The organism is Paraglaciecola arctica (assembly GCF_018861065.1).
GTDB lineage: Bacteria > Pseudomonadota > Gammaproteobacteria > Enterobacterales > Alteromonadaceae > Paraglaciecola > Paraglaciecola arctica_B.
Window position 1 is genome coordinate 117184 of sequence record NZ_JAHKQO010000007.1, and the last position, 25553, is coordinate 142736.

Consider the following 25553-nt stretch of genomic DNA (forward strand, 5'->3'; position numbering starts at 1 on the left):
AACTAGTCGTTTGGAGAATGTAACGTGATAAACAAATGGACACTTTTGTTATTGAGTGGGGTAGTGATATTTTTTTCAAGTATTGCTCAGGCTGAAAGCCAAAACCCTTATGTAATGTTGGAAGATGTAGCGACTAAAACTTTCAAAAGAATCAAAAAAGAGCGTCAACTTATAGAAGTCGACCCTGAACTTTTGCGAACCGTGATGGAAGAAGAGCTTATTCCTCATGTGGATTACAGCTTTTCTGCTTTAAAGGTATTAGGGAAGTACTATAAAAAAGTACCGAGAGAAAAAATACCTGAATATATTAGTGTATTCCGTTCATATCTAATTACTACTTATGCCTTGGCCATGGCTTATTATGACGGCCAAGATGTCGAGTTTCAGCCTGTTCGTGAAGTAACAGGCGAAAAAACTGTAACTGTTAGAGCTGTAGTAAAAGAACCGGGTAGACCGGATATTAATTTGGCATTTAAATTACGTAAAAATAGTAAAACTAATGAGTGGAAAGCCTACGATATGGTGGCGGAAGGTATTAGTCTTTTATCTAGTAAGCAAAGTGAATTTCAAACGATTTTACGTAAAGATGGGATACAGAAAGTCATTGATTTAATGAAAAACACTATCAGTAAACCTATCAATATTGATTTAGAAGAAAAGGAAAGTTAGGTGCCTAATTTGCAAGTGACAGAGACTCCCAAAGGGTATTTTACTTTAGAAGGCGAATTGAACCGCAATACTATAGCTAAGTCCGCTGCGTTGGGAATTCTTGATAAGAACACTCAAAATAGTGCCAAAGGCTCTGTTGCAACTTTAGATATGTCGGGGGTCAGCCACTCTGACACTGCGGGTTTAGCTTGGCTAATGAACTTTCTTAAATACAACCAATCACAGAATGTAAGTGTTGAACTTAAAAATATCCCAGAAAGCTTAATAAAGCTTGCAAAAATTAGCGACGTTGACAGTTTTTTATCGGTACAATAGTCGACTATTTTTTTACTTGGACTCGTCATGGATAATCAACAAATCGAAGCCCTGTTACTAGAAACATTAGGCTTAGCCGAAGCCCATGTGAATGGTGACGGCTCACATTTTCAAGTCATAGCTGTAAGCGATCAATTTGCAGAAATGAGCAGAGTTAAGAAACAGCAGTTTGTGTATGCACCTTTAGCCGAAAAAATTGCTGAAGGCAGTATGCATGCCGTTTCCATTAAAACCTTTACCGAAAGTCAGTGGAAACGCGAGAAGATGTTTAATCTTCCCCAGTAATATCCCTAAAAATTTCTTATTAATCACATCTAATAGAGTGCAGTCATGGACAAATTAATTATTGAGGCTAGCCCGCCTTTGAAAGGTAGCGTCGACATTTCAGGGGCTAAAAATGCAGCTTTACCTATTTTGATGTCCAGTATCTTGGCAGACTCCACTTGTTATTTTGATAATGTGCCAGAGCTTAGGGATATTCATACTAGTTTATCCTTGTTGAGTGAATTAGGTGCTAAGGCTTACCGTCAAGATGGTCAATCTGTGGTCATTGACCCAAGTTCGATTAATAATTTTAACGCTTCCTACGAATTAGTTAAAACCATGCGCGCCTCTATATTAGTGCTTGGACCACTGTTAGCAAAGTTTGGTCAGGCGAACGTATCCTTACCAGGTGGCTGTGCAATAGGAGCCCGTCCGGTTAATTTGCATTTGCAAGGGTTGGAGCAAATGGGTGCCAAAATCGATGTTGATAGTGGCTATATAAGAGCGACAGTAGATGGCAAATTACAAGGCGCTCGGATATTTATGGATGTTGTGAGTGTTGGCGCCACAGAAAACCTAATGATGGCAGCCAGCCTAGCGCAAGGTGAAACCATATTAGAAAATTCGGCGAAAGAGCCGGAGATTGTCGACCTTGCGAACTGTTTAAATGCAATGGGCGCTAAGGTGATGAATGCCGGAACGGATAAAATTACTATTCAGGGAGTTGAGTCGTTATCTGGATGTCGATATCGAGTATTACCAGACCGAATAGAAACAGGGACGTTTTTAATTGCTGCAGCGGTTACAGGTGGAAAGGTTCGTTGCGAGCATGCCGCACCCAAAACCCTTGAAGCGGTTTTAGACAAATTATCTAAGGCCGGCGCGAAATTAACTATTGGGGATGATTGGATTGAGTTGGATATGACCAATAGACAACTTAAAAGTGTTGATATTAAAACAGCTCCGCACCCTGGATTCCCAACTGATATGCAAGCGCAATTTGTCGCACTGAATTGTTTGGCAGAAGGTACTGGGGTGGTAACTGAGAATATATTTGAGAATCGATTTATGCACGTTCCTGAATTACAGCGAATGGGCGCGAATATCTCGCTACAAGCCAATAGTGCGGTGTGTGATGGAAAGTCTTCGTTAAAAGGTGCGCAAGTGATGGCGACTGATCTGCGAGCTTCGGCGAGTTTAGTGATTGCCGGGCTGGTAGCAGAAGGGCAAACCACAGTGGATCGCATCTACCACTTAGACCGTGGCTACGAACATATTGAGCGAAAGTTAAATGGATTAGGTGCCAACATTAAGCGAGTAAGCTAATAGCAAAGGTTAGCTACTCACTTAACTTATTAGATTACTGTAGCTCTCCAACTACCATGTCTAATTTCAAAATAGTACCATCTCTATTTACTTCAAGAACGATAGTACTGCCTGGGGTTGTATCGGCAATATAATCCAGAGTATCTCGAACACTAATGGCCGGAATATCGTTCACAGACAGGATAAGATCTTTAACCTGTAAGCCACCTAATTCGGCAGGCGTACCTTCAATGACGTCTGTCACTATAATTCCAGTACTTGTCAGTCCACCTTGTTGTCCTTCAAAACCTAAAGCCCCACGAGTAACCTTGCCAGTCGCTATTATTTCACTCATGACTTTTTTAGCTAAGCTGTAAGGCAAGGCAAAAGACACACCATCCACGGATTCAACACGATTTGGACTAATGCGTGTTTTAAAGTTTGCATTGTTAATGCCAATTAAAACCCCTTCACTGTCGACTAATGCTCCACCAGAATTACCTTGGTTGAGCACCGCATCAGTTTGAATGTAGTCGAAGAAGTTGTTCAAACCATTATTATTAATTCTACTAACAATGCCTTGGGTTACGGTTTGTCCAAGATTGTAAGGGTTACCTAAAGCTAACACTACGTCGCCTACTAGGGTTTTTGGGTCCTCTAATTGTGGGATAGGGTGCAAGTTTTCTGCTGATACGCTGAGCACTGCCAAATCTGTTATTGAGTCAAAACCCACAATCTGCGCTTCTTCTAAACGCCCATCTTGTAAACCCACTAATATTAACTTGGCATTAGCGATAACGTGATAACAAGTTAAAATGTAACCGTTTGAGGTCATAATTACGCCAGAACCAAGATTAGTGCGTTCGACAGCCTGTCTACGTTGATAGCCACTTCTTTCAATACTTTGACTGTAGATATTGACCACTGCTGGGCCTGCAGCATTGACCGCTGAATTAAAGCTGAGTTTTTTCGAGCTTTCTTGTTCCGTGAATAATGTCAGTGGCATCCCGCTACCCTCTCTTAGATCAGGTACAAGTAGTAAAATGACCGAAGAAATGATCACGCCAATAAGGATGGATTTTAGAAAGAAAGATAAGGTTTTTAGCACGAGCAACATTAAATGTGTTTTACGTCAGATGCTCACAATAATAACATTGAAGTCAATGAGTTGATAGCGGTACTAAGGGGTAGTACCGCTATCCTTACAGAGTTTTTATTGGCGAATAACCAAATATAAAGAGGTCATACCACGTTTTACACTAAGTGCAATGACACCTTTTGCATCTTCTAGCTCGGTGCGTAGTTGCACAACCGTATCTACCTTCTTACGATTTACGCCAATAATAACGTCACCATCTTGTAAGCCGATACGAGAGGCGGGTGAACGCGCTACAATCTCAGAAATAACAATGCCGTTATCACCTTGTTTGGTTTTACCGTTAGTCAAGGTTGCCCCTTCTAACGCAGGGTGTATTTCTTTGGCAATCACTTCATTTTGAGTAGCGTCACCTAAAACCACATTGATTTTTTGGCTTTTGCCTTTGCGCATCACTGTTAATTCAAGCTCAGCCCCGGCTCCTCTACTCGCGACCTTAGCTCTTAATTCTTGGAAGCTCACCACAGCACGTCCATTAATTTCTGTAATGATATCTCCAGCTTGAATGCCGCCTTTATCGGCTGCAGACTCTGGTGCAACTTCACTTACAAATGCGCCTTGGTTAACATCTAAGTTCATTGCATCCGCTAAGCCAGAATCGATGTCTTGCCCGATTATTCCTAATAAGCCACGACGGACTTCACCGAATTCTATAATCTGATCGACTAAATTTTTCATCATATTGCTGGGAATTGCGAAACCAATACCGACATTTCCGCCGTTAGGTCCAAAAATTGCGGTGTTAATACCGACTAGTTCGCCACGAAGACTGACTAAAGCACCACCTGAGTTGCCGCGGTTAATCGCAGCATCTGTTTGAATAAAGTTTTCGTATCCACCTATGTTCAAACCAGAACGTCCTAGCGCGCTGACAATGCCCGAAGTAACAGTTTGGTTTAGTCCAAAAGGGTTGCCAATAGCAACAACAAAGTCACCTACTCGCAACTCGTCTGAATCAGCCAGTGGCATAGCAGACAATGCATCGGGTTCAATTTTTAATAGTGCAATATCACTCTGCTCATCAGCGCCAAGCTTTTTAGCTGTAAATTCACGGCCATCGGTAAGCTTAACAATAATTTCATCGGCATTATCTACCACGTGATTGTTTGTGACCACATAACCTTTGTTTGCATCGATAATCACGCCCGAACCTAACCCTTTAAAGGGACGCTCTTGCACTTGTTCATCGGTGCCGCCAAAAAAATGCTTAAACATTTCTGGCACCCTTTGACGAGACACTTGCGTGCCTTCGACGGAAATGCTGACAATAGCCGGTGTGGCCTTATCTAACATTGGAGCTAGACTAGGTACCTCGTCTTTATCCTTCGAGAAAAAGGGCAGAGCGGCATGAGACACTAAACTGAGCGACATGCTTGCCGTCACAATGCAACAAGCTACAAAAAAACGATTTAGTACTTTTCTATTCATCGATTGTTATCTCCAACATCAAAATTTAATTACAATACTTAGGACTACTTAAAACACAAAGAGTATCTAGTACGTTAGAAAGTTCATTATTTGGTTTCTTTTGTGGGTGTTTCTTCTTGGCCAGAAAACAACCCAGAACTCTCCGAAGAAAAATCTAAAGGTTGTACATCTGCCGTTGCTCTTTCACGAGTCGGTTGAGTGTTTTTATTGCGCAAATAAGCCGTAGTGTGCTCACCAAAATAATTTAATGAATTACCTTCAGGCCCCGCCTGTTGGCTAATCAGAAGATTTTCATAGTTGTCAATTTGTCGCTGTAATTCGGTTGATTGCGTGACTAATTTGTCAGCAATTTGTTTGGTTTCTTGAATATGCATAGCAGCTTGTTGATGCATTAATTCTTGAATCGTTTGTTTACCTGCAGCCTCGTCAGACTCATTATTTGGTTTGTTGTTGAAAAATTTTGCAACAAAAAAACCAATAATTCCGCCAACAAGTAATAACAATACCCCTACCAACCAATCCATAACCACTCCTATTTCTCTACGTATTTTTGCTCAACTGGTTCGCAATTAAATAATAATTTATAGCGTATTGACCATGAGCGTGCCTGCAATATAAGTTATTATACGCTCAGCATTTTTAATGCGGTCATTTTATTTGTATTCAAGTGTTAAATACACTCAGAAGTGAAAGGAAAAACGCCGAAAAATGATTGAGTTTACGCCATGGCAAAAATATCAAAAAGATTTACAAGATCCTGAGTTTCAATACGATGCCGCCCAAGAAAATGCAGTAAAAGAATTGCAGAGGTTGTATGACGAATTAACTCACCCCGAGAAAAAGATAACTTGGCGAATAAAGTGGCAGAGTAAATTTGGTAAAGGAATGCGCAAGCCTAGTATTCAAGGAATCTATTTTTGGGGGGGCGTGGGGCGCGGCAAAACATACTTAGTCGATACTTTTTACGAATGTTTGCCCTTTGAAAGTAAATTGCGGATTCACTTTCACCGTTTTATGCACCGAGTGCATCAAGAATTAAAACAATTGCAAGGCCACTCTGACCCACTAAAAACCATAGCGAAAAAGCTCGCCAAAGAAACCAAAGTGATTTGTTTTGACGAATTTTTTGTGTCGGATATTACTGACGCGATGATCTTGGGCACTTTAATGGAAGAGCTTTTTGGCCACGGTATCGTGTTAGTTGCTACTTCAAATATCGTGCCCGACGAGTTATATCGAAATGGTTTGCAGCGGGCTAGGTTTTTACCTGCGATAGAATTAATTAATCAAAATACACGCATTGTAAATGTAGACAGTGGAGTGGATTATCGTTTACGAACTCTAGAACAAGCTGAGATTTTTCATTTTCCTCTAGACCAACAAGCCAATCAAAACTTGCATAAATACTTTATGCAGTTGGCCCCTGAATTTGGTACTGAAAATCAAACAATAGAAGTGGAAGGCCGTATGATACCCACCTTGCATTATGCTGACGGCGTAGTCATGTTTGAATTTCGCGCCATATGTGATGGGCCTCGTAGCCAAACAGACTACATGGAAATAAGCCGGCTTTACCACACTGTTTTGATTGCTAACGTTGAGCAAATGGGGCAATCCATAGATGATATTGCGAGGCGTTTTATCGCTATGGTCGATGAGTTTTATGAACGCAATGTAAAATTAATCATGTCGGCAGAAGTCTCGATGGAAACCCTTTATTTAAACGGGCAATTAGACTTTGAGTTTAAGCGATGTCTAAGTAGGCTAAAAGAAATGCAGTCACATGATTACCTAGCCTCTCAACATATTCCCTAGCGGACAAAAGTGAAGCCCAATCAGTGTGGCGAATTCGAGTGTTAAATGGGTTTTGTTATCTACCTCGAAAATCGGTAAAATCCAGAATATTAAATCTAAACGAGCTAAAAACTCGACATTATTAGAAGAGCAAAAAAATGGGAAGAAAGTTCGAAGTACGCAAAATCTCCATGGCCAAAACCGCTGGAGCTAAGACCAAGGTTTATTCTAAATATGGCAAAGAAATCTACGTTGTAGCCAAAAATGGTGGCACTGATCCTCAAGCTAACTTAGCTCTACGTAGACTGATCGAAAAAGCCAAAAAAGATCAGGTACCAAGTCATGTAATCGAAAAAGCAATTGATAAAGCAGAAGGTGGCGCCGGAGAAGACTATGTACCAGCGCGTTACGAGGGTTTTGGTCCAGGCGGCTGTATGGTAATTGTTGACTGTTTGACCGACAACAACAACCGTACAATTACTGATGTGCGCAATTGTTTTACTAAGACAGGCTCAAAGTTAGGGGTAGAAGGCACTGTGGGTCATATGTTTGATCACCAAGCTGTATTTGCTTTTAAAGGCGAAGATGAAGATGCCGTTTTGGAAATATTAATGGAAGCCGATGTTGATGTCACAGAAGTCGAGTGCGAAGACGGCGTGGTAACTGTTTATGCCCCGCACACAGAATTCAATAATACCCGCACCGCATTGACCGAAGACAACGCAGAAATAGAATTTGATGCAGAAGAAATCACTTTTATTCCACAAACAGAATCGACGGTTAGCGGAGATGATGTGGCAACTTTTGATAAATTTATGGACATGCTAGAAGATTGTGATGATGTACAACACGTGTATCACAATGCTGTTGTTGAGCGCTAATTGTTCCCAGTAAATAAGATGTTTTTTCGCTAGCTAAAGCCCACTTTTCAAAGTGGGCTTTTTATTTTGGCGTTTTAGGTTAGATTATTCCAAAGCAACAATCTGGTCTAGCAAACCAATCATTAATTTGGTACCCGTGCCAGATGCTATACCATCAAATACGTTTTCAACGTTTTTGCCGTGTTGTGCACCGGCTAAATCACTGATCGAACGAATAATTACCCAGTCGACGTTATTAATAAAACACACTTGTCCAACGGCAGCAGATTCCATTTCAGTGACTTCTGCGTTGTATACACGCTGTAACCAATTACGATATTCAGCATTATCAAGGAACACTGAACCTGTCACTCCGTTACCACCTACCTTTATTTTGATAGGGTTACCAGAAGGCATTTTTATTGGGCTTACCGACTTCACTGCTTTCTTCGCTAATTCGACTAATTGTGTTGTAGCGCTAAAATAGGGCATTTGTTTAGGCTGGTCCCAGCCTTGTTTGATGACTGCCATTTCTTCTGGGTGAATGTATCCAAAGTTCTCATAAGCTGGAGAATGAGGGTCTTGCTTACGTCTTTCTTGATAGCTCTTTTGGGCACTTTCATAATAATCCGGTAACACAAAACTGCCTGCTTTTTTGGGATCAGGATTAACATAAACCGATTCGTCGTGGAAATACCAACGCTCGGGTACAGAAATATCTCCTGGTCTAAAATCAGGGTTGACGGCACCTGCAATGCCCATCATTACTACGCGGTCAATAGGGAAGTAGTCCAGTGCCATCTGCATTGTCATCGCCGCGTTAGGTACACTTACACCTGTTGTAAATATCACCACAGGTTCGCTTTTATAGGTTCCCAATTGGTATTTGACACCTCTGATAGTCAGGGTTTGATTGATTTGAGCTTCAGGTAATTCACTGAAGGCTTGATCTATGGCTTTAATTTCTGGAGCGTAGGCGGCCACAATCGCAGTCCATTTGTTTTTTTCTGTAAATTCCTTTGGTCCATAAGTGTGGCTGTCTTTCGCAAAAGTATGGTTAATTATTAGCAACAAGCTAAAAACTAAAAAAAGATGGCTGCTAAACTTTTTTAACATAATGATGTTCTCGATAGTTTCATTGGTGAATGCCCCTTAAAAGTGCAAGGTAAATGATAAAAACGGACTAAATGGTTCACTTTTAATCTGAATGCACCAGCTTAGAGAGCTTTTAAAGTGTGTAGATAAAACATAGAAATTTTGTGCCAATATTCATATTTGGAATAACTAAACATTGATTGTAAAGCCTTGTATAGTCAATAGTGCAATAAAGGGAGTCAACACTTAATGAAAACTAAGTCTAAGGCAAAGCTTATCGCTAACTTTGATTTAAAAATTGGAGATGACGTTGCTTCTTTGAGTGCCACCGTGCCTGATCAAAAAGTCACTGCTTGTGAGTTGATACCCGTTTATCAGTTACTTGCTAATGACATCGTTTCCCATTCTATTGTGCAAAGTGCCAAAGCGGGCAAAAATATCAGTTGTAAAGCTGGATGCAGTGCATGTTGTACTCAGGCCGTTCCAGTTTCTGAATTAGAAGCATTACACCTTGCAAAGGTTGTTAATCGTATGCCCGAGCACAGGCAGAAACGAATTCGACAGCGCTTTGCCGACTCTCAAGCGGCAATCGCCGCTGCTGGACTGACTCAGCCCATGCAAGAGATCGCCAAGCTTGATAAGAAAAGCCGCAACGCGCTAGGAGTAAAGTATTATTCCTTGAAGCTTGATTGCCCATTTCTTGAAGATAAGCGTTGCAGTATTTATTCGGATCGCCCGTTAGAATGCCGCGAGTTTGTAGTGACATCAGACCCCAAACATTGTGTTGAACTTAATCCACAAGAGATGACACATCTTGATTCTAAGCTAAGATTAACACCGGTATTACGCACCCAGAGCCAAGATCTTTTTGGGGAAAAATCATCGGGTTGGATGCTTTTGGTGAATTGTCTTGATTGGGCAAAAACAAACAAGACACGTTTAAAGAAAAAGCCAGGCATATTTTGGTTACAGGATCTAATTGAGCTCGCGACGAATCGAATAGGTTAATACCCAGCAAACAATAATAGTGAATTTAATAGATAAATAGACATTACTCTATTAATACTATTTACCAATCAAACGTAAAAATTCATTTCGGGTTGCATCAGATGTGCGCATAGAGCCTAACATTACTGACGTGATCATAGAGGAGTTTTGCTTTTGTACTCCACGCATCATCATGCACATGTGCTTGCCCTCCATCACTACACCTACACCAGTGGCACCGGTTACCTGCTGAACAGCGTCGGCAATTTGTTTAGTTAAACCTTCTTGGATTTGTAAGCGTCGTGAGTACATGTCTACAATGCGAGCAAATTTAGATAAACCTAATACTTTACCATTAGGTAAATAGGAGATATGGCAGCGTCCGATAAAAGGTAAAATATGGTGTTCGCATAGAGAGTAAAATTCGATGTCTTGTACGATCACCATTTCGTCTGTGTCTGCCTCGAAAATAGCTCCATTGACTACTTCTTCTAACTCTTTTTGATAACCGTCGGTTAAAAACTGCATTGCTTTGGCTGCGCGATTGGGTGTATCTAACAACCCTCCACGACTGACGTCTTCCCCTAAAAGTGAAAGAATATCTGAGTAGTGGCCGGCTAATTTATCTGACATGTAATTTGGCTCTTCGATGAGTAATATGAATGAAATATGTGTAGGTAATACGGGAATAACCCATAATTAGATTATCTAATAGTAACATTTTCTGTGGATAGGATTAAATACTACAGTCAAATTAATGTGTTACGCCAATCTGCATAAACAAGCGGAAAACTGGAATAGAGTTATGAGCAGCTAGTTGTTTAAGATTTTCTACCTTTTTGTTGCATTGATAGGCGAATTTCTAGCATGTAATGGTCGAGAGCTGTTTTGGCTTCTTCATAGGCTTGTGCATAATCTTCAGATGCGGGATGTTGTTTGTACTCTTCAAATGCTGAGTCGGTTTGGTCAAGTAGGGATTTTAAGCGTTGCTGGTTGACATCCATATCGATTCTCCTGATCTTTTACTAAGAGTATAGTGTTCATTAAAAATTTTAAAGAAACTTTACAATCGCTAAAATAATAATAGCCAAAACAAACAAAACAGGTGCTTCATTTAAAAAACGAAAGAAACGAGGTGAGTGTTTATTTTGGTCTTTCGCGAAATCTTTTACTAACACCAGTAAGTAAAAATGGTAGACATATAACACAGTGACTAAGGTGAGTTTAAGATGTAACCATTTGGCAGCAACAAACCATTCTTTGCCATATAAACTTATTAACCACACTCCAAATACTAACGTCAGTAACGCAAAAGGGGTGACAAAATACCATAGTCGCCTTTCCATAATTTTAAATTGGTCTTTAACCGCTTGAACATCAGTTTGTGCGTGATAGACCATAAGTCTTGGCAAGTAAAATAAGCCAGACATCCAAGCAACCATAAAAAATATGTGTAAGGCTTTAATCCACAATATTGTCATCGGAGGGTAGGCTTCCTAATAGTTAGCTTTATGCAAATAATGGCGTAAGGTTTCCCAAGAAATAATGCCGACTATATCATCAGTGCTATTAGCATAGATGTAAATAGCACCAGCTCTTTTGGGTGACAAAATGGCATATACTTCTGCCAAAGTCGCTTGGAACCTGACCGGTTTCATCGGTGTGAGGGTCATTCGTACAGCATCACCATCTTGCCCGTTATCGTAACTTACCAAGGCGTACTCTGTTTGGTCATCAACACAAGACTTATACACTAACGCCTTTTGTTCAGCGATGGCTAATTCAGACACTAAATGCTCTTTGTCTTGTTTAGCCAAAGTCAACTCTGTATTCATTATTGCCAGCACGCCAGTTCTTTGTAAATACTCCATCACAGAAGAAATCGTATACGGTAATTTCTGATAATCCAGTTGGCGTATAAAGATAGAACGATTGCCAAGAAATTGAGTGGCAGTGACGTATGCTGGAACTATTACCAGAATAGCGGGCAAAACAAGTTCTGGGCTGTAGGACAATTCCATAACTGCTGATAGTGCGGCCAAGGGGGCATGCACTACAGCTGCCATCAGACCAGCCATACCCAATAATGAAAAACTGCCATGAATTTCGCTTACATCAGAAACAAAAAATTCCAGAGGGCTGGCCAACAACACCCCGCTGAACATGCCAATTACAAATACTGGGCCTATTATTCCTCCTGGCACTCCGAGTCCCAAGGCTACAATGGTCAAAATAAACTTGGCGCAAAGCACCCATACCAATAATTGAATGTCATAATTTTCAGAAAATAACGCGTGTGCTGAATTAAAATGAGTGCCCAGCGCTTCGGGAAGTACAAAACCCACCACACCAGTTATAACACCAGCAAAAAGTAAGCGGCGCACCATATTAAACCGTCGAAAACCACGAATAATAGCCATCAAACTGTTGTTGAAAAAAGTGGCTAATGCACCAAGTACTATTCCAAATATTACTAAATACAGGTATATCCAGTGATTAAAGTCGTTAAATTGGATAAAGGCTAATTCTTGGATTTCCCCAAATACAGCGCGTGTCATTACACTACCACATGCCGCGGCAAGCATGATTGGAATGAAAATGTGGATCTTGTATTCGCGTATTACCACTTCCATCACAAATAGGACGGCGGCAAATGGAGTGTTAAAAGATGCCGATATAGCTGCTGCAATACCACAGCCAGATAAAATTCGAATACTGTTGTCGGGTAACTTTAACCACTGCCCAATAAAACTGCTACCGAAAGCACCAAGGTGAACCGACGGTCCTTCTCGACCTACCGAAAAACCAGACGCTAGGGCTATTGCGCCTCCTAAAAATTGATTAATTGTGGTTCGAAAAGGGATGTGTCCAAAGTAGTGTTTAACCCTGTGGATCACAAAAGGTATGCCCATACGGTAATGCTTAAAACCAGTTAAATAAGCAATAATGACAATTAATAATGCCCCTACCATAGGCACAAATAACCGAGTATTGGCTGGTAACGCACTGTAATTATTCACTTCAGGCAAAAACAATAACTGTAACCACTCAATAAATAAACGAAATGCAATGATCAACGCTGCAGAACAAACACCAGCCACAATAGCGGTGGCACACAATTGAATTGAGGTGCGTGGTGTGGCGAGTTCTTTTCTGAAGGCGTTGAGATTCATAAATATAGGTATTTATTGCTCAGATAATTAGGAGCTTATCACAAGTCCTTGTATTTTATAGAGTTAAACTACAAAAACAGAAAGGTTAGGTTTTTAATAAATCAATCAACCATTGCAAATCACTAAATGATAATATTCTGACAATGTAGAAAAGCGCAGTGGCTTTATAAAAGGGTATAAATTGATTATTTCTGATCTCAAAACCAAGCTGGGAGCCTTCCAGTTTTATTTCATATTAATTGCACTAATTGCAGCGACCCTATATTTAGGTTTTATTTGGGGAAACGCCCATTATTCACAGCAACAAACGATCATTTCTACACATGAAAAAAGTATTCAAAATCTGAAACTAGAAAATGAAGACCTAACCAAAAAACTCAATGTATTAGGAGTTGAACTGGAAGTCGCAAGGCTTACACAGCAGCAGCAATTTATTGAAATCGGAAAAAGTATCGATGTCGAAAAAGACCTACGTACGCAACTCGCTTTTTATCAACAAGTGATGGCGCCTGAGCTAAACGAACAAGGGTTTTTGATTGACGGTTTTAATATAGAACCCGCTCTAAGTGATAATTCGTTTAGATTTGAACTCGTTTTAATGCAGCAAAATAAAGCCAAAAATACACTAAAGGGGACTTTACAAGTTACGCTAATTGGCAGTGAAGAGGGTAAAGCTAAGCAATATTCCATTGATTCGATGTTATCTGACCAAGAGCAAAAAAGCCTGACTTTTAGTTTTAAGTACTTTCAGGTAATCGCTGGCGAAATAAGATTGCCGGAAGGTTTTCAGCCAGAACAAGTATCGGTGCATGCCAATATTTTTCAGTTTAAACGCAAAAAAGGTGAGTTGACTACAGTATTTAATTGGGACATAAACTCTAACTAGCTTAATGTAATGATTTGCCCTTTTGATTGTATTTCTAAGCAACTCATTGGCGTAGCGCATAATTTTTGCTTAGGTTGAATTTTTGAAGAGGCTCGGCATTAGGTCTACTAGAATATGCAGGACTGGATAGTAATTAATTAGTCTTAGTGAATACTTGACCATATTAGTCAGGTACTGGATAATCCACATAATAAAGAGTTATACCGAATTTTGCCGAGGCAAGTTATGACAGTGCAAGTTGCTTTACCTATTGAATTTTCTGATGCCGCAGCTAGAAAAGTAAAAACATTGGTGGAAGAAGAAGAGAATCCCAACCTAAAATTACGAGTGTATGTCACTGGTGGTGGTTGTTCGGGTTTCCAATATGGTTTCACTTTCGATGAAAAAGTGAATGAAGGGGACACCACCATTGACAAAAATGAAGTGACCCTGGTAGTTGATCCTATGAGCTTACAATATCTAGTGGGTGGTGAGGTGGATTACACCGAAGGGCTAGAAGGCTCACGTTTTTTAGTAATTAATCCTAACGCAACCACTACTTGCGGCTGTGGGGCTTCGTTTACTGTGTAAACCCGCTACAATCATGTCTTTAAATTTAAAAAGCCAGCTACTAGCTGACTTTTTTACACATCCTATTATGACTAAACATTCTAGGTATTGGTACTTTCAAATATTTTGTCAGCAGAAGCGGCGACAAAGCCTTGGTACAATTTTCCTGTTGGTGTGTTGTATCGTTGTGCAAACTCGTAAAAACAGCTAGGAACGAGTTTTTTACCATTGCTGAACTGCACTTCAATTTTATCTGCCATGATAGAAGATTGCGCCAATAATACTTCAGGTCCACCTTTGATTTCACCACCAGAACTGTTCAAAACAAAACCTGAATCTTTTAATAAAGTATTGAGGTCTGCCAGAGATTGGAAGTGCCCCATGTGGTTTAAACTCACAGTAAAATGATTGGCTCTAAATCCCCATGCTGACATCCAAGCTGCGTATTCAGAGTGTGCCACCAAAACATCATATTCTTGGGTACTGATTTGCCAGTGTGTACCTGAATACAAAAAGTTATCTTGCTGCGCTGCATTTTCCGCAATGTTAGCTGTCATCTTGTGAATGATTTGCTGAACCTCATGCGGCATTTTTTCAACAATTAATTCACTGATAAAAACTTTAGGTTGAGTCTCGTCTGGGTGTTCAAAATGTTTGGCACGTAACTTTTTTTCTACAAAGTCATATTGCCCTTGTTCTGTGTAACCTAAGGCCAAAAAATGCGCGGCAAGTTTTTCTAGATTAATTTTTTCAATATTAAAAGTGCGTAATGCAATATGGTCATTGCCTAGTTGGGTATTTTTACCAGAATGCTCAAATTCATGGCCTTCCAATAGGTCGTGTACTTTTTTTGCTGAAGGTGTAATGCTTAAGTAGTCTTGCCATAAGTGGCTAAACAAAGTGTCTATTTTGTTGTGCATGGTATTAAAACTCAATTCCTATAATTTAAATACTTAAGCCTGGACTTAACGTCCCAGGTAGTGTTGTTTTTTCCAATTCGACAGATGCAACTGGGAATGCGCAATAATCAGCCGCGTAGTAAGCACTTGCTCTATGGTTGCCACTATCGCCTATTCCACCAAAAGGAGCGGCTCCACTGGCGCCAGTAATTGGCCTGTTCCAGTTGACAATTCCAGCACGAATACGTTGGTAAAAATGTTCATAGTCTGCCTGATTATCAGCTAGCAAACCGGCAGATAATCCAAAGCTGGTGTTGTTAGCTTCATCTATGGCTTGGTCAAAATCACTATAACGGATCACTTTCAGTAGTGGACCAAAATGCTCTTCGTCAGGCATATCTTTGAGAATATTAGTGACATCCACAATACCTGGACTTACAAAACCAGACTCGGTGTCTAAATGTTTAAGTTCAACTAGAGAAGTAGCGCCGAGCTCAAGTAACTGTTGCTGAGCCAGAACCATCAAAGATGCGGCGTGCTTTGAAACCATTGCACCCATAAATGGTTGTGTTTCGGCGTCATACATGCCTACTTGAATATTGTTGGTCGCTTCGACTAATTTCTTAAGTATTGCATCACCGGCTTCACCCTGTTGAATAAACAAACGACGAGCACAAGTACAGCGTTGTCCGGAAGTAACAAAAGCAGATTGAATAATGTCATGTACTACAGCTTTGATATCAGCGGCATCTTTAACTATGAGAGGATTATTTCCGCCCATTTCCAAAGCGAGTATTTTCCCTGGATGGCCAGCAAATTGTTCATGCAATAACTTGCCTGTGCGAGAGCTTCCAGTAAAAAACAAGCCGTCTAAGCCGTTATGTGCAGCAAGCACTTTTCCGGTTTCTACTTCACCTTGCACCATATTTAAAACACCAGCTGGCAAACCGGCTTGTTGCCATAACTCTATGGTTTTTTCTGCCACAACTGGGGTCAGATCACTTGGTTTAAAAACAATGGTATTTCCCGCTAGCAATGCGGGGACTATATGTCCGTTTGGTAAATGACCAGGGAAATTATAGGGACCAAATACCGCCACTACACCATGAGGTTTGTGACGAATAAAGGCTTTGCCTAAAGGCATGGCGTTTTCTACTGTGCCAGTACGTTCATGATAGGCTTTTTCAGATAAAGCTATTTTGCCTATCATTGCACCTACTTCGGTGGCGGTTTCCCAAAGCGGTTTACCGGTTTCTTGAGCGATACTTAAAGCCAGTACTTGTTTGTTTTCGCCGAGTAGTTCAGCAAACTTTTTCACATAGGCTAAACGCGCATCAAAAGTAAGGTTACTCCAAGACACAAAAGCAGAACGCGCTGCTTCAACCGCTACGTCGACTTGTTTTTGAGAGGCGGATTTAGCCTGCCATATAATGTTTTTTTTTGCAGGGTCAATAGAGTGGATATCATGACCTTCGCCAGCGTGCCAATTACCGGCGATAAAATGTGTATGTTGATTCATATTTATGTCCTGAAATGAGTAGGAGCAAAGCGAATGTCATCGCCGTCACTAATGCCGAGCGCATCGGCAGCTTCTTGACCAATAGTGGCAAGTTCGGTGTCCAGATTGATATCAAGTAAAGTGCACACTCCGCGGAAGTCTTGCACTTTAGTATTGATAACAAAAAAGGATGAATGACTGTCTGTCACGTTATCAGTCACTTTAACTTGCATTTTTCTACTGGCTTGGGCAGTTCGAATATTTTTTAAGTTTGCTTCAACAGTTGGACCTGCATCGAAAATATCCACATAACCTCTACAGCTAAAACCTTCTTGCTCTAGAAGCTGCAATGCCGGTTTGGTTTTTTCATGTACTTGCCCGATTACTGCTTGAGCTTGTTTACTGAGCAAGCTCACATAAATGGGATATTTAGGCATCAATTCAGCGATAAACTGTTTCTGACCTATACCTGTAAGATAATCAACAGTAGGAAAGTCCATTGAAAAGAAATGTTCTTCTAACCATTGCCAAAAAGGAGATTCGCCATTTTCATCATTAATGCCACGCATTTCTGCGATAATGATGTCTGCGAAACGTTGCTTATGTTCCATCATAAATAAAAAACGGAACTTGGATAGTAGCCTACCATTTAAGCCTTCTCTGGCATTTTGACGCAAAAACAAGGTGCAAATTTCAGAGACACCAGTGTAATCGTTACACAGCGTAAGGATATCAACATCATTATAAATTTTCAGTTCACGGGATGCATGCACCACTTTACTCAAGTGATAATGATAAAATGCATCGTCTAAACCCACACCTGCCACTATCCCACTGGTACCTACAACTTCATGGGAGTCTTGGTCTTCCATGACAAACAGATAACTCTCATCTGAAGGTTTGGTTACCTCTTTTGCAAACGCTTGAACAGATTTGTCTATTTTACTTCTAAGCAATACCTCATTGACTGGCAAAGACGTAAAACCCACCCCAGATTCTTGGGAAATGGCATACAGTGACGAATAATCGTCACTGTGGATCGGGCGAATGATTTTCATTTTCGCATACTCACTTAGAGGAGACGTCAGCGCCAACTACTTTTTCAACAGCACGTTCAAAACGTACTAGGCCTTCTTGAATATCTTCGTCTGGGATAATCAATGATGGAGCAAAGCGCACTACATTAGCGCCTGCAATCAAACACATTAATTGTTCATCTGCTGAAGCGACTAAAAACTCTCTGGCTCTACCTGCGAATTTTTCATTAAGTGCAGCGCCTAATAATAGGCCTTGCCCACGGATTTCTGAGAAACATTGGTACTTAGCATTGATCGCTTCTAAACCTTTGCGGAAAAGTTGTTCTTTTCGTTTTACGCCATCTAATACTTCTGAAGTGTTAACTATATCCAACACCTTTTCGGCTACTGCACATGCAAGAGGATTGCCGCCATATGTACTTCCGTGAGTACCTATTTTCAGATGTTTAGCAATCTCTGTGGTTGTTAACATCGCGCCAATTGGGAAACCGCCACCTAAAGCTTTAGCCGTGGTGAGTATGTCTGGAGTGACGCCAAGTCCCATATAGGCATATAAGTCGCCGGTACGGCCTACACCTGATTGCACTTCGTCAAAAATAAGTAGTGCGTTGTGTTTATCACACAAGGCTCGCACACCTTTAATAAAATCTAGGTTAGGACTGATGATACCGCCTTCGCCTTGCAAAGGTTCCATCATAACCGCACAGGTTTTGTCGGATATCAATGTTTCTAAACTTGCTAAGTCATTATAGTCTGCATGCTCAATGGCGCCGGGTTTAGGGCCGAATCCGTCTGAATAAGCGGTTTGCCCACCCACTGTTACTGTAAAAAAGGTGCGTCCATGAAAACCTTGTTTAAAAGATATAATTTGATCTTTTTGTTCACCACTGTTGTCTAGTGCAAAACGGCGCGCAAGTTTTAGCGCCGCTTCATTGGCTTCTGCTCCTGAATTAGCAAAATATACTTTATCAGCAAAGGTGGCATCAGTTAACTTTTTGGCTAGGCGAAGCGCAGGTTCATTTGTAAGCACGTTGCTTAAGTGCCAAAGTTTTTGCCCTTGTTCTGTTAAAGTTGAAACAAGTTCTGGATGGCAATGCCCTAATACATTAACCGCAATGCCTCCAGCAAAATCTATGTATTCGGTACCTGCTTGATCCCATAAGCGCGAGCCCAATCCCTTTACTGGAATAATTGCTGCTGGATTGTAGTTTGGAACCATTACGTCATTAAACAAGTCGCGAGTTACATTCATACTATTGCCTTTCAAGTGTCAAATTTTGGCTTAAAAAAGAGCGATAGTATGGCAGAAGGTTTAGCGCTTGTCTTCAGGGATATTAAATGCAAAGCAGCATTTTTAAAGGGGTTCACCTAGTTTTGCATGATTTGTGAATAACTATCTATTCAAGGGTAAAGTTATTGTTATTGGTTGTGTCAGATGAGGCCAATACTGTAAACCACTATTGGCCTTTTTAATAATTGAAAAGAACTTGCATGAATATGCTTAAAAAATTAATCGTTTCTCATTATTGCATCAAGAGAACGCATATCAGTTATTTTAAGCAACTCGAGTGAGCCTTTAGGCATCCGTATTGTGCGTAAAAAGTCCTTAGACTGTTGTAGGTCAATAAGTCTATGTCCTTTTAACATACGATACTGAGCATAGGCTTTACCCTGTTTTAATACTAATGCCAAGGGTGACAACTCTACCTGAGATTCATTATTGGCTATTTCAAACATAGCGTTGGCGATAAACACGCGTTGCATGGCCATTTTCTCGATCAGATTAGCGCTAACAGTGAGTGCATGTTTATCGATTAACTGGTTAAGAAACGGGCCAGATGGGGTAATCCTTGTCAATGCTGAGTGTTCTTCATGCTTTTGTGCGAGTTGTGTTTCTCTTAGCGCTTCACGGAGCACGTTTTCGAACAACCTAAAATACAATTTTGAGACGACTATTTTGCCCATGGTTTGTAACATGCCAAGGCAAAAAGCATGGTTTTGATTGACTCCCACTAACGATGCTATTTGTTTGCAGGAAATGGCCGTTGCCAGGGCTTCTTCCCAAATTCGCAGTTTTATCTGTGGATAGGGGTCGGTTATTTGCGGCAGCGAACGTTTGAAAGCTAGGGAAGTGAGTATGATAATGAGATTTTCTAAGCCAAAAAAACTCAATCCGACTCGCATGGTTTCTACGATTATAGCTTTGCCATTATTATCAAAACGTCGATATTTAGGTTGATTCACAAACCTCATCAAATCATTAAAAAACCAAGGCAATTCGCCAGCAAGTGGTTCGATTTTTGAAATGGTAGCGGCTTTAACACCCACTAAATCGAGTAACTTAGGTAGCGCTGGGTCAATTCCTATGATTTTCGAATACAGGTGCTCGGTGTCTTTTACACTTTCTTCAAGGCGCTTTGCTACTTCGGTATCTATTTGTTCAGATATATTTTCTAGGAAACTAAGATCGGACTTAGTGTTGAGGTCTTTTTCGCGAATGGCCTGTTTTTCGACACGCAGCAGTGACCGAGCCGTTTTACTTTGTTCAAGTTCAACTACGTTTTGTGCTGGTTTGCCCTCACCGCTAAGGGTTTGTTGTGCTGATTTTGCATCTAAAAATAACGCCTCAAAGCGTTGTTTAACTAATTTTTCGGCCTGTGTAACTGTAGTCATTAATAGTTGTTTCTTTTGAAAATGCTTTGAATGCGGTTGCTGAATTTTGAGTCGAAATATTCCGTATAGTTTGTCCATCAAAATTCACGGGCAATGTTACATTAATACTTTGGAATTTCTACACTGAGACTATAGTGCTTTAGTCGAAATTTTGCTGTAAATGAAGTTGTTTAGTATGTGATGTCCAAATTCAGTTAATAGAGATTCTGGATGAAATTGTACACCATAGATTGCTAGGGTTTTATGCTCAATCGCCATCACTTCAGCTTGTTTAGATATATGTTCTAACTCAATATTTTCAGTTTGATTATTGAAGCACCAAGCGGTTATTTCGAATTCTTCTGGGATGCTAGTTGTTTCTAATACCAGTGAATGGTAGCGGGTGGCCGTAAAAGGATGCTGAATACCATTAAACAAAACGGACTGCTGGTGTTGGATTTGAGAGGTTTTGCCGTGTTTAATTTGTTGTGCGTTAACTAGGTTTGCACCAAAAGCGAGCCCTATTGCTTGATGTCCTAAACACACACCTAAAATTGGGATCTTACCAGAAAAAGTTTTGATGGCTTCAAGTGTCACCCCGGCTGAATGTGGCGTGCCGGGGCCGGGTGAAAATACTAAATATTCGGGTGCTAACGCTGCTATTTGTTGGCAACTTATTTCATCGTTGCGAACCACCAATACCTCTTGTTTTAACTCTTCAAAGTAGCGAGCTAAATTGTGGGTAAAGGAATCATAGTTGTCTATCAACAGCAGCATAGTAGCGCTTAATCACCGCGTAATTTAAGGGCGTTTAACAAAACCTACCGCTTCATACGCTTTTGCTAGTGTAACCGCTGCCCGTTGGCTAGCTTTTTCAGAACCCTGACGCATGATTCTGTTTAGTTCGCTTTGATCGTCCCGTAGCGCCTTAAAGTTTTGCTGAATAGGTTCGATTAATGCCACCACAGCGTCTGCAACATCTGACTTTAGGTGACCGTACATTTTATCTTCATAGCCTGGAACCAAGGCCTCTACGGGGGTGTTGGTGGCGCATGACAAAAGGCTCAGTAAATTCGAGACACCGGGTTTCTCGGCTACATCAAAGTAAATACGTGCTTGGTCGTCTGAATCCGTTACAGCGCGTTTTATTTTCTTGGCTATCTTTTTGGGATCTTCTAGAAGGCCAACAAAGTTGTTGACGTTGTCGTCTGACTTCGACATCTTTTTAGTCGGATCTTGCAAACTCATCACTCGTGCACCAAATTCAGGGATGTACGGATCCGGTATGCTAAATGTTTCGCCATATACATTATTAAAACGCGTGGCAATGTCTCTTGCTAGTTCAAGATGTTGTTTTTGGTCATCGCCTACTGGCACTTGATTCGCTTGATATAACAATATATCCGCAGCCATTAATACAGGATACGAAAACAACCCAGCGTTAATGTTTGAGACATTTTTTGCAGACTTGTCCTTAAACTGAGTCATACGATTCAGTTCACCCATTTGTGTATAACAATTCATCAACCAAGCCAATTGCGCATGTTCAGGTACATGAGATTGCATAAAAATCGTGCTTTTGGCCGGATCGATTCCACAAGCAATATAAAGAGCTAATCCGTCTAAGCAGGCTTGATGCAAGGCTTTAGGATCTTGTCTTACGGTGATAGCGTGTAAGTCAACCAACATATATAAACAGTCATGGTCATCTTGCATTGCGACCCACTGACGTAGTGCACCCATATAATTGCCAATGGTGAGTTGACCTGAAGGTTGGCAGCCGCTGAGTACAATTGGTTTTGTCATGATAATTTGTTCTACTTATATAATGTTAAAAAAATAGCGTTAAAAGAAAAGCTAATTGACCAAAGCAAGTTCAGAGCGCATTTGCTCAATGACTAGTTGATAGTCTGCTTGGTCAAAAATGGCAGAGCCAGCTACAAACATATCGGCTCCCGCTTCTGCGATGGCGCGAATATTATCGACTTTTACGCCGCCGTCAATTTCTAATCGAATATCAAACCCTGATTGATCAATTAATGCTCGGGTTTGTAATAGTTTTTCTAAAGTCTGTGGAATAAAAGATTGACCTCCAAAACCAGGATTAACAGACATTAACAAAATATGATGTAGTTTATGCATTACATGATCTAGATGTTGTAAAGGAGTGGCAGGATTAAATACTAAACCTGGTTTACATCCTGAATCTATAATCAGTTGCAGACTTCTATCCACATGCTGTGATGCTTCCGGATGAAAACTAATATAACTCGCTCCGGCGTCGGCAAACTGTTTAATCATGTCATCAACTGGCTTTACCATGAGATGAACATCGATATCTGCAGTTATGCCATATTTACGTAATGCCTTACACACCAAAGGACCGATTGTTAGATTGGGTACATAATGATTATCCATCACATCAAAATGCACTATATCAGCTCCCGCGGCCAAGACCTTGTCTACCTCTTCACCTAACTTGCTAAAATCAGCGGATAAAATAGAGGGGGCGATCAAATAAGGTTTCATTATTTTCCTTGGCGATAAAAGCCGATACTTTACAGAAAAATCCAAATAGACAAAAGCTCCCTATCTGCACCATTAGTGAAATATTGTTCATTTATGGTGCACTTCTCTTTTCTAAAAAATACATAAAATATTTATTATCACTTTGTTTTTATCAAAATTAATCAATAAAAACAGCGCGTTAGGACTAGATGTAAGGGGGCTTTTTAGTTGCCCGCAATTAGGCATCAGATTTGCGTTATGGAGTTAATAAATAAAAATAATATGACAGAAAGCCAACGTTCATTACTGAAAAATATAAAAATACTAACGGAGTACACACATGAAAACTTTAAAAATTACTTCTATCGCCGCCGCTGTTTTAGCAACATCTAGTTTTAGTCAAGTTGCACTAGCTGACGTCGAGTCTAATTTTGGTGCGACAAGTAACTACTTATGGCGTGGCGTCACCCAAAGTGGAAACGCACCTTCATTATCTGGTGGTTTAGATTACTCAAACGAAAGCGGTTTCTATGCAGGTACATGGATTGGCACAATTGATTGGTCTGATGAAACTTCTGATGACAAAGGTGCAGAAGTTGATTTCTATGCAGGATTTGGTGGGGAAGCAGGTGATTTTGGTTACGATGTTGGCTATATCTATTACTATTATCCAGCAACGGGGTACGAAGACAGTAATTTTGGCGAAATCTACTTAAACGGTAGTTTTGGTGATTTAGGTTTCGGTGTAGCATACACTATTAACAGTGATGCAGATGACGATGTACCTTTTGGTACTGGCGATTTGTACTATAACGTTAGTTACGGTTTTGAGTTGAGTAACGATTATACCTTAGGTCTTACTTATGGTTACTATGACTTTGATACACCCAGTATTGATGTCGATTATGGTCACTTCCAACTTGATTTAGGAAAAGGCGATTTTACCTTAACTATCTCAAAAGCAGACAAAGAGTCTGGAAGCGACGACACCAACTTTGCAGTTAGTTGGGGTACTAGTTTCTAGTATCGCTACAACTGTTGTTTAGTTAGAGGGAGTGCTTAGGCACTCCTTTTTCGTTTTGAGTACTAAATATTGTGTTAGGTTATTGTAACAAGCGGTGAATGACCTAACTATTCAGATAAAGCACAGTTGTTGATAATTCCATCACAGGTATAATGTCACCAAATATTTCAACGCGGATCGCGGATAACACTGTGAAAAGGTATTCAAAATCGTTATTTACCCTAACTGGAATGACCTTAACGGGTTTAGCCGTTGTTGCTATATTGAATTTTTCTCAGCTTTCTTTAAATGATAGAAGTGCGTTTTGTGGAAGCCTAGAAAATGCTGTTTTGGATCATGAGCTACCTGTTAGTCACCCCATAAATAGATGTGCAAACGAACAGCAGCAAGGAGTAAGTTGGTCTGAATGGTTTACTGGCCGTTCAAGTTCTTATCAGTTCCATTTCATTGATTTACTTGAGCTATTATCACGCTTTGGAAATAAAGAAGCTTAAATTTTTATGCCATCAAAGTGAAATGACTCCCAATTCGCTGTTGATACATAACTTATTACAGTTATTTAGTTTGATAGAGAGCCAAGAGTTCTGCCACCTTTAATCTAGTACTTCCATTTTGACTAATAAAACGACTCACCTGAAGTTGTGTCATGTCAGCGCCTTGATAAATGTCTCTAGTAAATTCTGTATCGTGATTACTTAGCAATACGGGAATGTTGCGAGTGTGACCTGTGCGACGCGCCAAAGACGCCAGCTTTAATTGGTTGTCCAGGGTAAACCCACCCTTAGCATAACTATTAAACATAGCGGTTTTGCTGATGGGGGCATAAGGAGGATCACAATATATGACTGAGCCTTTTCTGGCTCTAGCGAATACTTTTTCAAAGGAATCGCAAGTAAAGGTAGCAAGTTGAGATTTCTCAGCAAAGTACCAGAGTTCTTTTTCGGGAAAATAAGGGGCTTTGTATCTACCAAAAGGCACGTTAAATTTGCCGCTATTGTTATAACGGCACAATCCGTTGTAGCCATGTCTGTTTAGGTACAGGAAATATACAGCGCGTTCGTAGATATCGTTACTATCATTAAATTTTTGACGCATCAAATAATAGCGTTTTTCTTCGTTATAGATTGGCGTAAAAAATTCAGAGCTGTCTGTGATGTAGTCAGCAGAGCGATTTTTCACGATATTGTATAAGTTGATTAAATCAGGATTAATATCGTTGAGTAAGTATTTAGAATAATTGGTGTTGAGAAATACCGAACCCGCTCCAACAAATGGTTCAATGAGCTTTTTCGCCTCCGGAAGTTTAGCGTTTATGTCTTCGATTAGGCTGTATTTGCCTCCGGCCCACTTCAAAAAGGCTCTGTTTTTTTTATCTTTTGTTACTGCCAATTTTTTAACCAAGTCAGAGCCGCTAATTTATCAGGCCGAATTGTAACGGCACTGAGCTAAAACAA

At 40.4% G+C, this 25553-nt stretch carries 28 protein-coding genes; 11 read left to right on the forward strand and 17 right to left on the reverse strand.

The features are described 5' to 3' along the window. Nucleotides 1–24 precede the first annotated feature (24 nt). The 4 genes from KO534_RS02705 to murA are packed head-to-tail and all read left to right on the forward strand — an operon-like array spanning nt 25 to nt 2574. Nucleotides 25–669 carry an MlaC/ttg2D family ABC transporter substrate-binding protein gene (locus tag KO534_RS02705; RefSeq protein WP_354667897.1) on the forward strand — a complete coding sequence of 215 codons (645 nt, stop codon included), beginning with the start codon at nt 25–27 and terminating at the stop codon, nt 667–669. Further along, entirely contained in the window at nt 670–984 is a 315-nt protein-coding gene (locus tag KO534_RS02710; protein ID WP_215926964.1) for an STAS domain-containing protein, read from the forward strand. Nucleotides 985–1011: 27 nt separating this feature from the next. Continuing rightward, complete coding sequence (locus KO534_RS02715; protein ID WP_215926966.1) at nt 1012–1269, forward strand: BolA family protein; 258 nt, start codon at nt 1012–1014, stop codon at nt 1267–1269. 45 nt (nt 1270–1314) lie between these two features. Further along, a complete protein-coding gene (murA, locus tag KO534_RS02720; RefSeq protein ID WP_215926968.1) occupies nt 1315–2574 on the forward strand; it encodes a UDP-N-acetylglucosamine 1-carboxyvinyltransferase in 1260 nt (419 codons plus the stop codon). Between the two features lie 34 nt (nt 2575–2608). On the opposite strand, the gene KO534_RS02725 is transcribed toward murA, so the two are convergent. The 3 genes from KO534_RS02725 to KO534_RS02735 all read right to left on the reverse strand — a co-directional run bounded on the left by KO534_RS02725 (nt 2609) and on the right by KO534_RS02735 (nt 5661). Further along, a complete protein-coding gene (locus KO534_RS02725) occupies nt 2609–3670 on the reverse strand; it encodes a trypsin-like peptidase domain-containing protein (RefSeq protein WP_215926970.1) in 1062 nt (353 codons plus the stop codon). A 96-nt stretch (nt 3671–3766) separates the two neighbouring features. After that, nucleotides 3767–5080, reverse strand: coding sequence for a DegQ family serine endoprotease (locus KO534_RS02730; RefSeq protein WP_436836569.1), 1314 nt, complete (start codon nt 5078–5080; stop codon nt 3767–3769). A 143-nt stretch (nt 5081–5223) separates the two neighbouring features. After that, nucleotides 5224–5661 (reverse strand): ZapG family protein, encoded by a 438-nt coding sequence (locus KO534_RS02735; protein WP_215926974.1) that lies wholly within the window; start codon nt 5659–5661, stop codon nt 5224–5226. A gap of 184 nt (nt 5662–5845) precedes the next feature. Here KO534_RS02735 and zapE point away from each other — a divergent pair, with 184 nt between their 5' ends. Both zapE and KO534_RS02745 read left to right on the forward strand, forming a co-directional pair. After that, nucleotides 5846–6952 carry a cell division protein ZapE gene (gene zapE, locus KO534_RS02740; protein ID WP_215926976.1) on the forward strand — a complete coding sequence of 369 codons (1107 nt, stop codon included), beginning with the start codon at nt 5846–5848 and terminating at the stop codon, nt 6950–6952. Nucleotides 6953–7089: 137 nt separating this feature from the next. Beyond that, nucleotides 7090–7812, forward strand: coding sequence for a YebC/PmpR family DNA-binding transcriptional regulator (locus KO534_RS02745; RefSeq protein WP_215926978.1), 723 nt, complete (start codon nt 7090–7092; stop codon nt 7810–7812). An 84-nt stretch (nt 7813–7896) separates the two neighbouring features. On the opposite strand, the gene KO534_RS02750 is transcribed toward KO534_RS02745, so the two are convergent. Beyond that, the gene (locus KO534_RS02750) at nt 7897–8907 is read right to left on the reverse strand and encodes a phosphorylase family protein (protein ID WP_215926980.1); all 1011 of its coding nucleotides are present in this window, start codon (nt 8905–8907) and stop codon (nt 7897–7899) included. 228 nt (nt 8908–9135) lie between these two features. Here KO534_RS02750 and KO534_RS02755 point away from each other — a divergent pair, with 228 nt between their 5' ends. Further along, a complete protein-coding gene (locus KO534_RS02755) occupies nt 9136–9894 on the forward strand; it encodes a YkgJ family cysteine cluster protein (protein WP_215926982.1) in 759 nt (252 codons plus the stop codon). A 57-nt stretch (nt 9895–9951) separates the two neighbouring features. Here KO534_RS02755 and folE read toward each other — a convergent pair whose 3' ends face one another. The 4 genes from folE to KO534_RS02775 all read right to left on the reverse strand — a co-directional run bounded on the left by folE (nt 9952) and on the right by KO534_RS02775 (nt 13046). Continuing rightward, nucleotides 9952–10506 carry a GTP cyclohydrolase I FolE gene (folE, locus tag KO534_RS02760; protein WP_215926984.1) on the reverse strand — a complete coding sequence of 185 codons (555 nt, stop codon included), beginning with the start codon at nt 10504–10506 and terminating at the stop codon, nt 9952–9954. Nucleotides 10507–10694: 188 nt separating this feature from the next. Then, entirely contained in the window at nt 10695–10877 is a 183-nt protein-coding gene (locus KO534_RS02765; protein ID WP_215926986.1) for a hypothetical protein, read from the reverse strand. 48 nt (nt 10878–10925) lie between these two features. Next, nucleotides 10926–11354, reverse strand: coding sequence for a CopD family protein (locus KO534_RS02770; RefSeq protein ID WP_215926989.1), 429 nt, complete (start codon nt 11352–11354; stop codon nt 10926–10928). Between the two features lie 15 nt (nt 11355–11369). Then, nucleotides 11370–13046 (reverse strand): chloride channel protein, encoded by a 1677-nt coding sequence (locus tag KO534_RS02775; RefSeq protein ID WP_215926991.1) that lies wholly within the window; start codon nt 13044–13046, stop codon nt 11370–11372. A gap of 181 nt (nt 13047–13227) precedes the next feature. On the opposite strand from KO534_RS02775, the gene KO534_RS02780 reads away from it, so the two are divergent. Further along, a complete protein-coding gene (locus KO534_RS02780; protein WP_215926993.1) occupies nt 13228–13932 on the forward strand; it encodes a DUF6776 family protein in 705 nt (234 codons plus the stop codon). A gap of 225 nt (nt 13933–14157) precedes the next feature. Then, nucleotides 14158–14502, forward strand: a complete 345-nt coding sequence (gene erpA / locus KO534_RS02785; protein WP_215926995.1) for an iron-sulfur cluster insertion protein ErpA — start codon at nt 14158–14160, stop codon at nt 14500–14502. Between the two features lie 80 nt (nt 14503–14582). Here the strand turns inward: erpA and KO534_RS02790 are convergent, their stop codons facing one another. From KO534_RS02790 to rpe, 8 genes are all read right to left on the reverse strand, one after another. After that, nucleotides 14583–15401 carry a DUF1338 domain-containing protein gene (locus KO534_RS02790; RefSeq protein WP_215926997.1) on the reverse strand — a complete coding sequence of 273 codons (819 nt, stop codon included), beginning with the start codon at nt 15399–15401 and terminating at the stop codon, nt 14583–14585. 25 nt (nt 15402–15426) lie between these two features. After that, nucleotides 15427–16899 (reverse strand): succinylglutamate-semialdehyde dehydrogenase, encoded by a 1473-nt coding sequence (gene astD / locus KO534_RS02795; RefSeq protein ID WP_215926999.1) that lies wholly within the window; start codon nt 16897–16899, stop codon nt 15427–15429. Between the two features lie 2 nt (nt 16900–16901). Continuing rightward, nucleotides 16902–17936 (reverse strand): arginine N-succinyltransferase, encoded by a 1035-nt coding sequence (gene astA, locus KO534_RS02800; protein ID WP_215927001.1) that lies wholly within the window; start codon nt 17934–17936, stop codon nt 16902–16904. A gap of 10 nt (nt 17937–17946) precedes the next feature. Further along, nucleotides 17947–19167, reverse strand: a complete 1221-nt coding sequence (locus tag KO534_RS02805; protein ID WP_215927003.1) for an aspartate aminotransferase family protein — start codon at nt 19165–19167, stop codon at nt 17947–17949. Nucleotides 19168–19424: 257 nt separating this feature from the next. Then, nucleotides 19425–20588: an HDOD domain-containing protein gene (locus KO534_RS02810; RefSeq protein ID WP_215927005.1), complete on the reverse strand. Its 1164-nt coding sequence runs from the start codon at nt 20586–20588 to the stop codon at nt 19425–19427. A gap of 129 nt (nt 20589–20717) precedes the next feature. Further along, nucleotides 20718–21344 (reverse strand): anthranilate synthase component II, encoded by a 627-nt coding sequence (locus tag KO534_RS02815; protein WP_215927007.1) that lies wholly within the window; start codon nt 21342–21344, stop codon nt 20718–20720. Nucleotides 21345–21368: 24 nt separating this feature from the next. Then, complete coding sequence (gene trpS / locus KO534_RS02820; protein WP_215927009.1) at nt 21369–22373, reverse strand: tryptophan--tRNA ligase; 1005 nt, start codon at nt 22371–22373, stop codon at nt 21369–21371. A 51-nt stretch (nt 22374–22424) separates the two neighbouring features. Next, complete coding sequence (gene rpe / locus KO534_RS02825) at nt 22425–23096, reverse strand: ribulose-phosphate 3-epimerase (protein ID WP_215927011.1); 672 nt, start codon at nt 23094–23096, stop codon at nt 22425–22427. Between the two features lie 319 nt (nt 23097–23415). Between rpe and KO534_RS02830 the strand changes: the two genes are divergently transcribed. Both KO534_RS02830 and KO534_RS02835 read left to right on the forward strand, forming a co-directional pair. Beyond that, complete coding sequence (locus KO534_RS02830; protein ID WP_215927013.1) at nt 23416–24099, forward strand: TorF family putative porin; 684 nt, start codon at nt 23416–23418, stop codon at nt 24097–24099. Nucleotides 24100–24290: 191 nt separating this feature from the next. Further along, the gene (locus KO534_RS02835; protein ID WP_354667898.1) at nt 24291–24593 is read left to right on the forward strand and encodes a hypothetical protein; all 303 of its coding nucleotides are present in this window, start codon (nt 24291–24293) and stop codon (nt 24591–24593) included. A gap of 61 nt (nt 24594–24654) precedes the next feature. On the opposite strand, the gene KO534_RS02840 is transcribed toward KO534_RS02835, so the two are convergent. Continuing rightward, nucleotides 24655–25488, reverse strand: coding sequence for a Dam family site-specific DNA-(adenine-N6)-methyltransferase (locus tag KO534_RS02840; RefSeq protein ID WP_252731920.1), 834 nt, complete (start codon nt 25486–25488; stop codon nt 24655–24657). Nucleotides 25489–25553 lie beyond the last annotated feature (65 nt).

Excerpts from the sequence above, each read along its gene's own strand:
- KO534_RS02775 (WP_215926991.1), bottom strand. The coding sequence starts at position 13,046 with ATGAATCTCAACGCCTTCAGAAAAGAACTCGCCACACCACGCACCTCA.
- KO534_RS02735 (WP_215926974.1), bottom strand. The coding sequence starts at position 5,661 with ATGGATTGGTTGGTAGGGGTATTGTTATTACTTGTTGGCGGAATTATT.
- astA (WP_215927001.1), bottom strand. The coding sequence starts at position 17,936 with ATGAAAATCATTCGCCCGATCCACAGTGACGATTATTCGTCACTGTAT.
- KO534_RS02790 (WP_215926997.1), bottom strand. The coding sequence starts at position 15,401 with ATGCACAACAAAATAGACACTTTGTTTAGCCACTTATGGCAAGACTAC.
- KO534_RS02770 (WP_215926989.1), bottom strand. The coding sequence starts at position 11,354 with ATGACAATATTGTGGATTAAAGCCTTACACATATTTTTTATGGTTGCT.
- KO534_RS02815 (WP_215927007.1), bottom strand. The coding sequence starts at position 21,344 with ATGCTGCTGTTGATAGACAACTATGATTCCTTTACCCACAATTTAGCT.
- erpA (WP_215926995.1), top strand. The coding sequence starts at position 14,158 with ATGACAGTGCAAGTTGCTTTACCTATTGAATTTTCTGATGCCGCAGCT.
- murA (WP_215926968.1), top strand. The coding sequence starts at position 1,315 with ATGGACAAATTAATTATTGAGGCTAGCCCGCCTTTGAAAGGTAGCGTC.
- KO534_RS02805 (WP_215927003.1), bottom strand. The coding sequence starts at position 19,167 with ATGAATGTAACTCGCGACTTGTTTAATGACGTAATGGTTCCAAACTAC.
- trpS (WP_215927009.1), bottom strand. The coding sequence starts at position 22,373 with ATGACAAAACCAATTGTACTCAGCGGCTGCCAACCTTCAGGTCAACTC.
- KO534_RS02745 (WP_215926978.1), top strand. The coding sequence starts at position 7,090 with ATGGGAAGAAAGTTCGAAGTACGCAAAATCTCCATGGCCAAAACCGCT.
- astD (WP_215926999.1), bottom strand. The coding sequence starts at position 16,899 with ATGAATCAACATACACATTTTATCGCCGGTAATTGGCACGCTGGCGAA.
- rpe (WP_215927011.1), bottom strand. The coding sequence starts at position 23,096 with ATGAAACCTTATTTGATCGCCCCCTCTATTTTATCCGCTGATTTTAGC.
- KO534_RS02765 (WP_215926986.1), bottom strand. The coding sequence starts at position 10,877 with ATGGATGTCAACCAGCAACGCTTAAAATCCCTACTTGACCAAACCGAC.
- KO534_RS02755 (WP_215926982.1), top strand. The coding sequence starts at position 9,136 with ATGAAAACTAAGTCTAAGGCAAAGCTTATCGCTAACTTTGATTTAAAA.
- zapE (WP_215926976.1), top strand. The coding sequence starts at position 5,846 with ATGATTGAGTTTACGCCATGGCAAAAATATCAAAAAGATTTACAAGAT.
- KO534_RS02750 (WP_215926980.1), bottom strand. The coding sequence starts at position 8,907 with ATGTTAAAAAAGTTTAGCAGCCATCTTTTTTTAGTTTTTAGCTTGTTG.
- KO534_RS02730 (WP_436836569.1), bottom strand. The coding sequence starts at position 5,080 with ATGTCGCTCAGTTTAGTGTCTCATGCCGCTCTGCCCTTTTTCTCGAAG.
- KO534_RS02810 (WP_215927005.1), bottom strand. The coding sequence starts at position 20,588 with ATGACTACAGTTACACAGGCCGAAAAATTAGTTAAACAACGCTTTGAG.
- KO534_RS02715 (WP_215926966.1), top strand. The coding sequence starts at position 1,012 with ATGGATAATCAACAAATCGAAGCCCTGTTACTAGAAACATTAGGCTTA.
- KO534_RS02830 (WP_215927013.1), top strand. The coding sequence starts at position 23,416 with ATGAAAACTTTAAAAATTACTTCTATCGCCGCCGCTGTTTTAGCAACA.
- KO534_RS02725 (WP_215926970.1), bottom strand. The coding sequence starts at position 3,670 with ATGTTGCTCGTGCTAAAAACCTTATCTTTCTTTCTAAAATCCATCCTT.
- folE (WP_215926984.1), bottom strand. The coding sequence starts at position 10,506 with ATGTCAGATAAATTAGCCGGCCACTACTCAGATATTCTTTCACTTTTA.